Source organism: Geodermatophilus sp. SYSU D00815, assembly GCF_054050035.1.
Map to the genome: position 1 here is coordinate 1 of NZ_JBJGYO010000050.1, position 11,917 is coordinate 11,917.

At 74.4% G+C, this 11,917-nt stretch carries 13 protein-coding genes; 2 read left to right on the top strand and 11 right to left on the bottom strand.

Annotation, left to right across the window (positions count from 1 at the left end; all coding sequences use genetic code 11):
• Positions 1-192: 192 nt before the first annotated feature.
• From tatA to ACI78S_RS24675, 4 genes are all read right to left on the bottom strand, one after another.
• A complete protein-coding gene (gene tatA / locus ACI78S_RS24660) occupies positions 193-522 on the bottom strand; it encodes a Sec-independent protein translocase subunit TatA (protein ID WP_456977627.1) in 330 nt (109 codons plus the stop codon).
• A 92-nt stretch (positions 523-614) separates the two neighbouring features.
• Positions 615-821, bottom strand: a complete 207-nt coding sequence (locus ACI78S_RS24665) for a hypothetical protein (protein WP_456977628.1) — start codon at positions 819-821, stop codon at positions 615-617.
• Between the two features lie 10 nt (positions 822-831).
• Positions 832-1,827: a helix-turn-helix transcriptional regulator gene (locus ACI78S_RS24670; RefSeq protein ID WP_456977629.1), complete on the bottom strand. Its 996-nt coding sequence runs from the start codon at positions 1,825-1,827 to the stop codon at positions 832-834.
• Positions 1,824-2,804, bottom strand: coding sequence for a helix-turn-helix transcriptional regulator (locus tag ACI78S_RS24675; RefSeq protein ID WP_456977630.1), 981 nt, complete (start codon positions 2,802-2,804; stop codon positions 1,824-1,826). Before ACI78S_RS24675 ends, ACI78S_RS24670 begins: the two co-directional genes overlap by 4 nt.
• Positions 2,805-2,859: 55 nt before the next feature.
• On the opposite strand from ACI78S_RS24675, the gene ACI78S_RS24680 reads away from it, so the two are divergent.
• A complete protein-coding gene (locus tag ACI78S_RS24680) occupies positions 2,860-3,969 on the top strand; it encodes a DUF3866 family protein (RefSeq protein ID WP_456977631.1) in 1,110 nt (369 codons plus the stop codon).
• A gap of 36 nt (positions 3,970-4,005) precedes the next feature.
• Here the strand turns inward: ACI78S_RS24680 and ACI78S_RS24685 are convergent, their stop codons facing one another.
• The 7 genes from ACI78S_RS24685 to dop form a co-directional block, all read right to left on the bottom strand.
• On the bottom strand, positions 4,006-5,073 hold the full coding sequence (locus tag ACI78S_RS24685) for an FAD-dependent oxidoreductase (protein WP_456977632.1): 1,068 nt from the start codon (positions 5,071-5,073) through the stop codon (positions 4,006-4,008).
• Positions 5,074-5,110: 37 nt separating this feature from the next.
• Positions 5,111-6,469, bottom strand: coding sequence for a Pup--protein ligase (pafA, locus tag ACI78S_RS24690; RefSeq protein WP_456977633.1), 1,359 nt, complete (start codon positions 6,467-6,469; stop codon positions 5,111-5,113).
• A gap of 70 nt (positions 6,470-6,539) precedes the next feature.
• Entirely contained in the window at positions 6,540-7,469 is a 930-nt protein-coding gene (gene prcA / locus ACI78S_RS24695) for a proteasome subunit alpha (RefSeq protein WP_456977634.1), read from the bottom strand.
• A 6-nt stretch (positions 7,470-7,475) separates the two neighbouring features.
• Complete coding sequence (prcB, locus tag ACI78S_RS24700; RefSeq protein WP_456977635.1) at positions 7,476-8,318, bottom strand: proteasome subunit beta; 843 nt, start codon at positions 8,316-8,318, stop codon at positions 7,476-7,478.
• Positions 8,319-8,373: 55 nt separating this feature from the next.
• Positions 8,374-8,880, bottom strand: a complete 507-nt coding sequence (locus ACI78S_RS24705; protein WP_456977636.1) for an endonuclease domain-containing protein — start codon at positions 8,878-8,880, stop codon at positions 8,374-8,376.
• Positions 8,881-9,121: 241 nt separating this feature from the next.
• Positions 9,122-9,331, bottom strand: coding sequence for a ubiquitin-like protein Pup (locus ACI78S_RS24710; protein ID WP_456977637.1), 210 nt, complete (start codon positions 9,329-9,331; stop codon positions 9,122-9,124).
• A 98-nt stretch (positions 9,332-9,429) separates the two neighbouring features.
• The gene (gene dop, locus ACI78S_RS24715; RefSeq protein ID WP_456977638.1) at positions 9,430-10,935 is read right to left on the bottom strand and encodes a depupylase/deamidase Dop; all 1,506 of its coding nucleotides are present in this window, start codon (positions 10,933-10,935) and stop codon (positions 9,430-9,432) included.
• 43 nt (positions 10,936-10,978) lie between these two features.
• Between dop and ACI78S_RS24720 the strand changes: the two genes are divergently transcribed.
• Complete coding sequence (locus ACI78S_RS24720) at positions 10,979-11,845, top strand: hypothetical protein (RefSeq protein WP_456977639.1); 867 nt, start codon at positions 10,979-10,981, stop codon at positions 11,843-11,845.
• Positions 11,846-11,917 lie beyond the last annotated feature (72 nt).

The window sequence follows — 11,917 nt, forward strand, 5'->3', positions numbered from 1 at the left end:
CGTGCGAGTACCACCAGAACGCCACGGCCGTGCCGACCAGCAGCGCGAGCAGCGCCTTGGCGATGCGGTTGCGCAGCTCCTTGAGGTGCGCGATCAGCGTCATCGTCGCGGCCGGGTCCCGCGGCGCTCGACGCCGCCGCAGGCGCGGCCGGCCCCCCTGGCTCACCGCGTTCCCCCCCGAGGAAGAAGAGGTCAAACGCGGCGCGCCTGGTCCGCCCGGGCGCGGAGCTCGGCGGCACGGGCCTCCGCGGCGCGGGCCTCGGCGTCGGCGGCCTCGGCGGACAGCTGCGAGCTGAGGTCACCGGACGACGGGACGGCCGGCGGCACGACCTCACCCTGCACGGGGCTGGTCGTGGCGGCGTCCTTGCTGCGCACGTCGTCGTCCTTCATGCCCTTCATCTCGCCCTTGAAGATCCGCAGCGAGCGGCCGAGCGAGCGGCTGGCGTCGGGCAGCTTCTTGTACCCGAAGAGCAGCAGGACGGCCAGGACGATCAGACCGATCTCCACGGGGCCGAGGTTCATCGGTACTCCTCCAGTGCTGGGCGACTTGCGGGAATGCTACGCCGGGAACGCGCCGGACCCGCCCCCCGCGCGGGGGGTTCGGACGAGCCCAATCAGGGAGTGCGGCCGTCCTCGGCACGGGCCGCCGCGGCACGGGCCACGGCCCGCTGCAGCTCCTCGAGCACCGGACGCACCTCCCGGTCGAGCGCGGACGCCTCCCGGCCGAGGCGCCGCAGCGCTGCCAGCGTCAGGTAGGCGAGTGAACCGAGGACGACCAGCGTGAGAACGCCGACCGCGATCCAGACGACCAGGAGCAGCACGGGACCGACCCTAGCCAGCCGGCCGGGGCGCGGGTCGCGCGTCGTCGGTGTACCGGCTCAGCGCCGCCCGGGCGTCCGCGGCGACCTGGGCGGCCAGCTCGGCCGGCTCGTCGACCAGCGCCGCGCCGCCCAGGGAGGAGAGCAGCCGCCGGGCCCATGCCAGGTCGGCGGTGCGCACGGTGACGGCCAGGCCGCCGGGCGGGTCGTCGACCTCCCGCACGTCCTCGACCGGGTAGTACTCGGCCACCCAGCGCGCCCGGTGGGCCAGCCGCAGCCGGACGACGGGCGAGCCGGGGGCGGGCTGGTAGACGCCGCCCTCGACGTCGCGACCGTGCGCCTGCGGCGGCGGCGCGGCCGGCTCGTCGAGCACCTGCACCTCGTCGACGCGGTCCAGCCGGAACAGCCGTACCCCCTCGGCGCGGCGGCACCAGGCCTCCAGGTACCACTTGCCGTCGACCAGCAGCAGCCGCATGGGGTCGACGGTGCGCTGGGTGCGCTCGTCGCGGGTGGGCACGTAGTAGGTCAGGTGCAGCGCCCGCTTGCGCTCCAGCCCCTCCCGGACGACGGCGAGGGCCTGCTCGCGGGCGTCGACGCTCACCGCCACGGGCGTGACCCGCTCGGCCGCGTGCCCGGCGGCGCTGGACACCTTGGCCAGCGCCCGGCTCACCGCGTCCCTCTCGGCCAGGCCGGGCAGCTCCAGCAGCGTGCGCAGCGCGACGATGAGCGCCACCGCCTCGTCGGTGGTCAGCCGCAGCGGGCGGACCATGCCGGCGGCGAAGACGACCCGCACCCGGTCGCCCTCGAAGGACAGGTCGATCAGGTCGCCGGGGCCGTAGCCGGGCAACCCGCACATCCACAGCAGCTCGAGGTCCTTGCGCAGCTGCCGCTCGGGGACGCCGAAGTCGCGGGCCGCCTCGGCCAGCCGCACCCCCTCCGGCCGGGCGCGCAGGTACGGCACGAGGGTGAGCAGCCGGGTCATCCGGTCGGCGGTCGACGGGGTGCTCATCGCGCGCCCCCGTCCATGGCGGCCAGCCGGGTCAGCCGCTCCACCACGGCGCGGCGCACCTCCTCGGGGTGCTCGACGACGACGTCCGCGCCGAAGGCGGCCAGCTGGTCGGCCAGCCCCTGCGGGTCGGCGGTGCGCAGCTCCAGGCGGTCGTCGCCGTCCTCGGCCGGGCCCAGGGAGGTGGCCCAGCGGCGCAGGCCGATCGCCGTCCCGGGCCGGGCCCGGACGACGACGAGGTGCTCCTCGCCGGAGTCCTGCCCGGCGACGATCGCGCCGAGGTCGACGTCGGCCGGCGGCTCGAACGCCTCCGGCGGGCCGACGACCGACGGCGTGCCGACCACCCGGGAGAGCCGGAACTGCCGGGGCGCCTGCCGGTCGAGGTCGAAGCCGACGAGGTACCACCGGCCGTGCCAGGCGACGACGCCCCACGGCTGCACGCGCCGGCGGGCGGGGGCGGTGTCCTCGGGGCGGCGGTAGTCGAACTCGAGCACGCGCCGGTCGCGGGCGGCGGCGTAGGCCGGCTCGAAGGCGGGCTCGCCGGCGTCCAGCCGCGGCTGCAGCGGGATCGCCCGACCGGTGTCGACGTCGAGGCCGGCCGCCTTGAGCTTGACCAGCGCGCTGTGCGCGGCGCCGGCGAGCTGGGCGGACTCCCACAGCCGCAGCGCCAGCCCGACCGCCGCGGCCTCCTCGCCGGTGAGGGTGATCTCGGGCAGCTCGTAGTCGGCGCGGGCGATGCGGTAGCCGTCCTCGGTGTCGAACACGCTCGTCCGGCCGGTCTCCAGCGGCACGCCCATCTCGCGCAGCTCGGCCTTGTCCCGCTCGAACATCCGCTTGAACGCCTCGTCGGCGCGGTCGGTGCCGTCGTCGGGCTCGTAGCCGGGGACGGTGGCGCGGATCCGGGCGGCGGTGACGTACTGGCGCGTGCCGAGCAGGGCGATGACCAGGTTCACCAGCCGCTCCGCCCGCTTCGCCGCCACGCGCCCAGGCTAGTCAGACGGAGCGCGGCGCGAGCGGCCTGGCTAGCCTGCGTGCGTGAGCACACCGGGGGGATCGCGCATCCGATGGCGCCGGGGCCGGGTCACGGCCATCGGTCGGGCCTGGCGGGACGCGCTCGAGCTCACCGTCGAGGTGCCCGACGACGGCGAGGTGCGGGCGCTGGCCCACCCGTCGCTGGTGGGCACGCCCGAGGTCGGCGACGAGGTGCTGCTCAACACCACCGCCTGGGCGCAGAAGCTGGGCACCGGCGGCTACGCGCTCGTCGTCGCCGTCCCCGACCGGCTGCCGCCGGACCCCGACGGGCCGGGGCACCTGGTCAAGGCCCGGTACACGCCGCTGCAGGTGACCGTGCAGGGCGTGGACGAGCAGGAGACCGAGCACCACGCGACGATCGCCGAGGCCGACGACCTGGGCGGGATGCCGGTCGTCGTGGCCGACCTGCACTCGGCGCTGCCGGCGGTGCTGATCGGCGTGCTGGCCACCGACCCCGACCTCAAGGTCGCCTACGTCATGACCGACGGCGGCGCGCTGGTCGCCGGGTTCTCCCGCACGCTGCACGCGCTGGCGCCGTCGCTGGCCGGCACGATCACCGTGGGGCAGGCCTTCGGCGGCGACCTCGAGGCGGTCACCCTGCACACCGGGCTGCTGGCCGCCAGGCACGTGCTCGGCGCCGACGTCGCGATCGTCACGCAGGGCCCCGGCAACCTCGGCACCGGGACGCCGTGGGGCTTCTCCGGCGTCGCGGCCGGCGAGGCCTGCAACGCCGTCACCGTGCTGGGTGGCGAGCCGATCGGCGCGCTGCGGATCAGCGAGGCCGACCCCCGCCCGCGGCACCGCGGCGTCTCCCACCACTCGCTGACCGCCTACGGGCGGGTGGCCCTCGGCGGGGTGACCCTGGTGGCCCCGCGCGGGCTGTCCTCGGAGCTCGGCGGGCAGATCGGCGAGGACCTCGCCGGCCAGCCCGAGCGCAACGAGGTGATCTGGGTGGACACCGTCGGGCTGGACGACGCGCTGAAGCTCTCGCCGGTGCCGCTGTCGACGATGGGGCGCGGGCTGGAGGAGGACCGCGCGTACTTCCTGGCCGCCGCGGCGGCGGGCCGCTACGCGGCGCTGCGCGTGCCCGTCCCCGAGGAGGAGCCCTCCTGACCCCGCCGCCGGCCCTCGCCCGGCGGTGAGGGCGGGTCAGGCCGCCGCGGTCGCCGGGCGCAGCAGCCGGCGCAGCTCGCGGGCGGCGGCGCGACCGGCCCGGTTGGCGCCGATCGTGCTGGCCGAGGGGCCGTAGCCGACCAGGTGGACGCGTGGATCGCCGGCCACGTGCGTGCCCTCGAGCCGGATGCCGCCGCCGGCCGCGCGCAACCGCAGCGGGGCCAGGTGGCGGACGGCAGCGCGGAACCCGGTGGCCCACAGCACGACGTCGGCGCGGAGCTCGCGGCCGTCGTCCCAGGCCACGCCGTCGCGGGTGAGCCGGTCGAACACCGGCAGCCGCTCCAGCGCGCCGCGGGCGAGCGCGTCGCGGACCCACGGGGTGACCACCAGCCCGGTGACCCCCACGACGCTGCCCGGGGAGCGGCCCTCGCGGACGGCGGCCTCGACCAGCGCGACGGCGGCCCGCCCTTCCTCCTCGCCGAACGGCCCCTCCCGCCAGACCGGCGGCCGGCGGGTCACCCAGGTGGTGGCGGTGACCCGCGAGATCTCGCCGAGCAGCTGGACGGCGGAGGCGCCGCCGCCGACGACGACCACGTGCTGACCGGCGAACTCCTCCGCCGTCCGGTAGTCGACGGTGTGCAGCTGGCGGCCGGCGAACAGCTCCTGACCCGGGTAGCGGGGCACGAACGGCGCGGTCCAGGTGCCGGTGGCGTTGACCAGCGCGCGGGTGCGCCACTCCCCCGCGTCGGCGACCACGCGGAAGCGGTCGTCGGGGGTGCGGCGGACGGCCCGCACCAGGACCGGCCGGTGCACGGGGAGGTCGCAGCGGCGCTCGTACTCGGCGAAGTAGGCGGGCACCGCCTCGCGGGCGGGCAGCGAGGTGTCGGCCGGCACGAACGGCAGGCCGGGCAGGTCGTGCACGCGGTGGGTGCCGGAGAGCGTCATCGACGGCCAGCGGTGCTGCCAGGCGCCGCCGGGGCGCGCGCCGGCGTCCAGGACGACGAAGTCGTCGTGCGGGGCGAAGCCCTGCCGCTGCAGCGCCCAGGCGGTGCTCAGCCCGGCCTGGCCCGCGCCGATCACGACGACGTCGACGTCCCTGCTCACGATCGCTGGAACGCCGCCGCCCGGCCGGGCCTTCCGCTCACATGCTGGCGATGAGCTTGTCCACCCGCTCGTCGACGGCCTTGAACGGGTCCTTGCACAGCACGGTGCGCTGGGCCTGGTCGTTGAGCTTGAGGTGCACCCAGTCGACGGTGAAGTCGCGGCGCTTCTCCTGGGCGCGGCGGATGAACTCCCCGCGCAGCCGGGCCCGCGTGGTCTGCGGCGGCACGTTCTTGGCCTCGAAGATCCGCGGCTCGTGGGCCACCCGGTCGACCTGGCCGTTGCGCTCGAGCAGGTAGTACAGCCCCCGGGTGCGGCTGATGTCGTGGTAGGCGAGGTCCATCTGCGCGATGCGGGGGTGGCTCAGCGGCAGGTCGCGCTTGGCCCGGTAGCGCTCGATGAGGCTGTACTTGGTGGCCCAGTCGATCTCGCGGTCGATCAGGGACAGGTCCTCGGTGTCGACGGCCTTGAGCACCCGGCCCCACAGCTCGAGCATCTGCCGGTGCACCGGCCCGAAGCCCTCCCGGTCGGCGTACTCCACGGCGCGGTTGTGGTACTCGGTCTGGATCTCCAGCGCCGACATCTCCCGGCCGTTGGCCAGGCGGACCTTGCGGCGGCCGGTCATGTCGTGGCTGATCTCGCGGATGGCCCGGATCGGGTTCTCCAGCGTCATGTCCTTGACCGGCACGCCGGCCTCGATCATGCGCAGCACCAGGTCGGTCATGGTGACCTTGAGCAACGTCGTCGTCTCGTTCATGTTCGAGTCGCCGACGATGACGTGCAGCCGCCGGTAGCGCTCGGCGTCGGCGTGCGGCTCGTCGCGGGTGTTGATGATCGGCCGGGAGCGGGTGGTGGCGCTGGAGACGCCCTCCCAGATGTGCTCGGCGCGCTGGGACACGCAGTAGATGGCCCCGCGCGGGGTCTGCAGCACCTTGCCGGCGCCGACCACGATCTGCCGGCTGACCAGGAACGGGATGAGCACGTCGGCCAGCCGGCTGAACTCGCCGTGCCGGCCGACCAGGTAGTTCTCGTGGCAGCCGTAGCTGTTGCCGGCGGAGTCGGTGTTGTTCTTGAACAGGTAGATGTCGCCGACCACGCCCTCCTCGGCCAGCCGCTGCTCGGCGTCGACGAGCAGGCCCTCGAGGATCCGCTCGCCGGCCTTGTCGTGCACGACCAGCTCGACCAGGTCGTCGCACTCGGCGGTGGCGTACTCGGGGTGGCTGCCGACGTCGAGGTAGAGCCGCGAGCCGTTGCGCAGGAACACGTTGGAGCTGCGGCCCCAGGAGACCACCCGCCGGAACAGGTAGCGGGCGACCTCGTCCGGCGAGAGCCGGCGCTGGCCGCGGAACGTGCACGTGACGCCGTACTCGGTCTCGATCCCGAAGATCCGTCGGTCCACGCACCGAGACTAGGCGCCTCCGGCGACGGAAGTCGGGACGAGGCGCGCGCCGGGCCCGAAAGCGGACCGATCAGTCCGTCGCGTCGTCCGAGCCGCCGTCGGGACCGCCGCCGGCGCCGTCGGCCGGCCCCGGCTGCGGACCGGCGCCCTCGCCGCTGCCCTCGGTCCCGCCGGCGGTGTCGGCGGCCGCGGGGTCGCCCAGGCCCGCCGGGGTGCCCGGCATGGGCACGCTCGGCGTGCGGGCGGCGGTGGCGCCCTCGGGCGCCTCGGGGACCTCGGGCGCGGGCTCCTCGCCGAGCAGCCGGCGCAGCGCGGCGCCCACGACGCGGCGGAACGCCCGCTTGGGCCGGCGCCGGTCGAGGACGGCGACCTCGAGCTGCTGGGACGTCAGCTGGGACGGGCCGCCGTTGCCGGCGCCCGCGGTGACCGGGCTGACCGCGGACAGGGCGCGCACGCCGACCTTCAGCGCGTCGGCCAGGCCCATGCCGGTGGTGAAGTGCTCCCGGAGGTGCCCGGTGACCACCTCGGCCTGGCCGCCGAGCACCATGAAGTTCGGCTCGTCGACGATCGAGCCGTCGAAGGTCAGGCGGAACAGCTGGTCGCTGTCCGGGGAGTCGCCGACCTCGGCGACGCAGAGCTCGACCTCGTAGGGCTTGGTCTGCATCGTGAAGATCTCGCCCAGGGTCTGCGCGTAGGCGTTGGCGATGACCCGGCCGGTGACGTCGCGGCGGTTGTAGGAGTAGCCGCGGACGTCGGCCAGCCGGACGCCGGCCACCCGCAGCGCCTCGTACTCGCTGTAGCGGCCGACGGCGGCGAAGCCGATGCGGTCGTAGAGCTCGCCCACCTTGTGCAGCGTGGAGCTGGGGTTCTCGGCGATGAACAGCACACCGTCGGCGTAGGCGACCACGGCGACGCTGCGGCCGCGGGAGATGCCCTTGCGGGCGTACTCCGAGCGGTCGCGCATCAGCTGCTCGGGCGAGGCGTAGTACGGCATGGTCATGGCGCGTCAGCCCTGCCCCTCGTTCTCGGTGCGCTCGGCGACGACGGCGTCAGCGACGGCGGCCACGTCCGCGTCGGTCAGCCGGACGGCGCCCTCGGCGTCGACCCGGTAGACGATCGGGTAGAGCCGGCGCACCGGGTCGGGGCCGCCGGTGGCGGTGTCGTCGTCGGCGGCGTCGTAGAGGGCGGTGACCAGGCTGCGCAGGGCGCCGCCGCCGTCGAGGGTGGGCCGCCAGGTCTTCTTCAGCGAGTTCTTGGCGAACAGCGAGCCGGAGCCGACGGCGGAGTAGCCGCGCTCCTCGTAGTTCCCGCCGGTGACGTCGTAGCCGAAGATCCGCCCGGGGCTGGTGCCGTCGGCGGCGTCGAGGTCGTAGCCCGCGAACAGGGGGACGACGGCCAGGCCCTGCAGGGCGGCGCCGAGGTTGCCGCGGATCATCTGCGCCAGGCGGTTGGCCTTGCCGTCGAGGCTGAGGGTGAGCCCCTCGATCTTCTCGTAGTGCTCGAGCTCCACCTGGTAGAGCTTGACCATCTCGATGGCGATGCCCGCGGCGCCGGCGATGCCGATGACGCTGTAGGAGTCGGCCGGGTACACCTTCTCGATGTCGCGCTGGGCGATCAGGTTGCCCATCGTCGCGCGCCGGTCGCCGCCCATGAGGACGCCGCCGTCGAAGGTGACCGCGACGATCGTGGTGCCGTGCGGGGTGAGGTCACCGACCGGCATGGTGGGCAGCGGACGGCGGCCGGGCAGCAGGTCGGGCGCGGCGGACGCGAGGAAGTCGGTGAACGAGGAACCCACCCGGTCCAGGTAGACCGGCGAGAACCCGGCTCTTCCTCCTGACGACTCGCTCACCCATCCGCCTCTCCCGCCGCTGGTTGCCGGCGTCATCGTCGTGTCGCCAGCGACCCTACCGGCGGCCCGACGGCGCGGCTGTCCGCCTCGGGCGAACGCGCGGTGGCGGCTGCTCAGCCCTCCTGCTCGAGGTCCCACAGGTCCGAGAGGCCGTGCCGGCACATGCCGGAGCACAGCCACGTCGCCCGCCGCCGCGGCACCCGAGCCGGGCTGCCCGTCCGCGTCCGCTGACGGCGCGCGGTGCCGCTCGACGTGGTCCGCCGCGGCCCGCAGGACGGCAGGATCGTCCCCGCAGGAGACCGAGTCCCCAATTGCACCGCTGACACGGCAGCTGCCTGGTCAGCCCGCTCTCGTGATCGTGATCGAGGTGCAGCGGGTCCGGCTCGCCGCAGATGGCGCAGCGATTGCCCTTGGCGGCACGCAGATCAGCGATCTCGGCGCGGGTCAGCCTGTACGTGCGGTAGATGTAGCCAGCGCTGTCCAGCGCGCTCTTGCATGCCGTGCACTGACTGCCGAAGCCGGAAGGCGTCCGACTGCTGCGCGTGTAGTCCCCGTGCGCCACGGGCTGCTCGCAGGACGGGCACCAACGAAAACCTCAGGGATCCACGAGTGGTCGCGGACCTCATGGCCTCGAGCGCGGCGCCGTGCTCGGTAGTGCTGCCGATTGCGCTCGCGATTGCACGCGAGGCAGTAGAAGGACCGACCGTCACCGAACGTCTGGTTACGGCCGAAGTCGCTGAGCGGCTTCCTCTGCCGCACCTGGGGCACCTTTACTCTGCGTCATACACTGGTACGCAGAGTGATCACTGGCCTCCCTTTTGCACGTAACTACGGACGAACTCCTCGCTGTTCTCCTCCAATACCTCGTCGATCTCGTCGAGGATGGAGTCGATGTCCTCGGACATCTCCTTGTGCCGCTCGGCGACCTCGGTGTCGACCGAGGCCTCGATCTCGTCGTTGTCCTCGCGGGTCTTGGTCGCCCGCTGCTGCCCGCCGGTGTCCCTGGTGGCCATCGGTGCCTCCGTTGCTCGTGGCTGGTGCCACCGCAGAACGTACCCGCCCGCGGTGACAATCAAGGTCACCCGTACGTGGATGCCGGACGCGACCGCCGTCAGGCCCCGGTGATGGTGTCGACCAGCTCTTGCGCGGACGAGGTCGACTCGAACAGCGCCCCGACGTGCTCCCGGGTGCCCCGCAGGGGCTCCATGGTCGGGATGCGCACCAGGTTCTCCCGCCCGAGGTCGAAGACCACCGAGTCCCACGAGGCGGCGGCCACCTGGGCCGGGTAGCGGCGCAGGCACTCGCCCCGGAAGAACGCCCGGGTGTCGGTCGGCGGGCTGGTCATCGCGCGGGTCACCTCGTCGTCGCCCAGCAACCGCTGCATCGACCCGCGCGCCACCAGCCGGTGGTAGAGCCCCTTCTCCGGCCGCACGTCGGAGTACTGCAGGTCGATCGCCTGCAGCCGGGCGTCGCCCCAGGCCAGCCCGTCCCGGCTGCGGAAGCCCTCCAGCAGCCGCAGCTTGGCCGGCCAGTCCAGCCGGTCGGCGCAGCGCAGCGGATCGGTGCCCAGGTCCTCCAGCACCTCCGCCCAGCGGCGCAGCACGTCCTCGGTCTGCTCGTCGGCCTCCCCGCGCTCGTCGAGGAACTTGCGCGCCTGCTCCAGGTAGAGCCACTGCAGCTCCAGCCCGGTCATCCGTCGGCCGTCGCGCAGCCGCACCCGGTGGGTCAGCGTCGGGTCGTGGCTGATCGCCTGCAGCTCGGCCACCGGTTCCTCGAGCGCCAGCGTCTCGGTCAGCGCCCGCGCCTCGATCATCGCCAGCACCAGCGACGTCGTCCCCACCTTGAGGTAGGTCGACAGCTCCGACAGGTTCGCGTCGCCGATGATCACGTGCAGCCGGCGGTACTTGTCGGCGTCGGCGTGCGGCTCGTCGCGGGTGTTGATGATCGGCCGCTTGAGCGTGGTCTCCAGCCCCACCTCGACCTCGAAGAAGTCGGCCCGCTGCGAGATCTGGAAGCCGTGGTTGCGGCTCTCGGTGCCGATGCCCACCCGTCCCGCGCCGGCGAACACCTGCCGGGTGACGAAGAACGGCACCAGGCCGCGGATGATGTCGATGAACGGCGTCCGCCGGTCCATCAGGTAGTTCTCGTGCGCCCCGTAGGAGGCGCCCTTGCCGTCGGTGTTGTTCTTGTAGAGCTGGATCGGCTGGGTGCCCGGGATGCGGGCGGCCCGGCGGGCCGCCTCGGCCATCACCATCTCCCCCGCCTTGTCCCACAGGACGACGTCGCGCGGGTTGGTGACCTCCGGCGTGGAGTACTCCGGGTGGGCGTGGTCGACGTAGAGCCGCGCCCCGTTGGTGAGGATGACGTTGGCCATCCCCGAGTCCTCGTCGAGGTCGGTGTGGTCCAGCGCCTGGGCCGGCGACAGGTCGAAGCCCCGCGCGTCGCGCAGCGGCGACTCCTCCTCGAAGTCCCACCGGGGGCGGCGGGGCGAGGGCGCCTCGGCCACCGCCCACGCGTTGACGACCTGGCTGGACAGCGTCGTCGGGTTCGCGGTCGGCTGACCGGGCACCGAGATGCCGTACTCCACCTCGGTGCCCATGACCCGCCGCACGCTCATGCCCCAACCCTAGGCCGCGGGCGGCGACCCGGAGGATGAGCGGGTGAGCGCGCCTCCCCTCGGACTGCTGCTGGACGTCGACGGCCCGGTCGCGAGCCCGGTGACCCGGACCGTCTCCCCCGGCCTGCTCGCCGACCTGCGCGCCCTGCTGGGCGCCGGGATCCCGGTGGTGCTCAACACCGGCCGCTCCGACGCCTTCGTCGTCGAGCGGGTGCTGACGCCGCTGGTGCGGGCCGGCCTGGACGGCGCCACCCGGCTGCACGCGGTCTGCGAGAAGGGCGCGGTGTGGACGACGGCCGGTCCCGACGGCGTCGGCGAGGTCCACGTCGACGCGGCGCTCGCGGTGCCCGAGGAGTGTCACCGCCTGTTCGCGGCCCTGGTCGGCGACGGCTTCGGCGACGCCATGTTCGTCGACGCCACCAAGCGCACGATGGCGACCGTCGAGGCCCGCACCGACGTCCCGGCCGACCACTACGCCCGGCGGCAGCGGGCGTTCGACGCCGAGCTGGTGGCGGGCCTCACGGCGGCCGGCCTGGGGGTGCGGCTGCGCGACCGGTCGTTCCCGGACGCGACCGGCCGCACCCCGTGGCGGGTGGACCCCTCGGTGATCGCCACCGACGTGGAGTCCGTGGAGGCGGGCAAGGCCCTCGGCGCCCGCCGGGCGCTGCAGCTGCTGTCCGCCGACGGCCCGCTGCCGGCGACGTGGACCACGGTCGGCGACTCGCGCACCGACTACGCCATGGCCGACCAGCTGCACGCCCTCGGCCACGACGTCACCCACGTCGACGTCGGCCCGCTCCCGGCGCGCGCCGACACCCCCTACCCGGTCCGGACCGTGCCCGGGCTGGTGGACGACGCCGCGGGCGCCGCGCACCTGCGCGCCCTCGTCACCGCCCTGGGGCTCGGCTGAGCGGCGGGGGGGGGGGGGGGCGGGGGCCCCCCCCGGCCCCGCCCGGGGGCGCGGGGGGCCCCCAACCTTAAG

Bases quoted from the DNA above. Each gene is read 5' to 3' on its own strand.
- tatA (WP_456977627.1), bottom strand. From the start codon at position 522: ATGAACCTCGGCCCCGTGGAGATCGGTCTGATCGTCCTGGCCGTCCTG.
- ACI78S_RS24670 (WP_456977629.1), bottom strand. From the start codon at position 1,827: ATGAGCACCCCGTCGACCGCCGACCGGATGACCCGGCTGCTCACCCTC.
- prcA (WP_456977634.1), bottom strand. From the start codon at position 7,469: ATGACCATGCCGTACTACGCCTCGCCCGAGCAGCTGATGCGCGACCGC.
- ACI78S_RS24710 (WP_456977637.1), bottom strand. From the start codon at position 9,331: ATGGCCACCAGGGACACCGGCGGGCAGCAGCGGGCGACCAAGACCCGC.
- dop (WP_456977638.1), bottom strand. From the start codon at position 10,935: ATGAGCGTGCGGCGGGTCATGGGCACCGAGGTGGAGTACGGCATCTCG.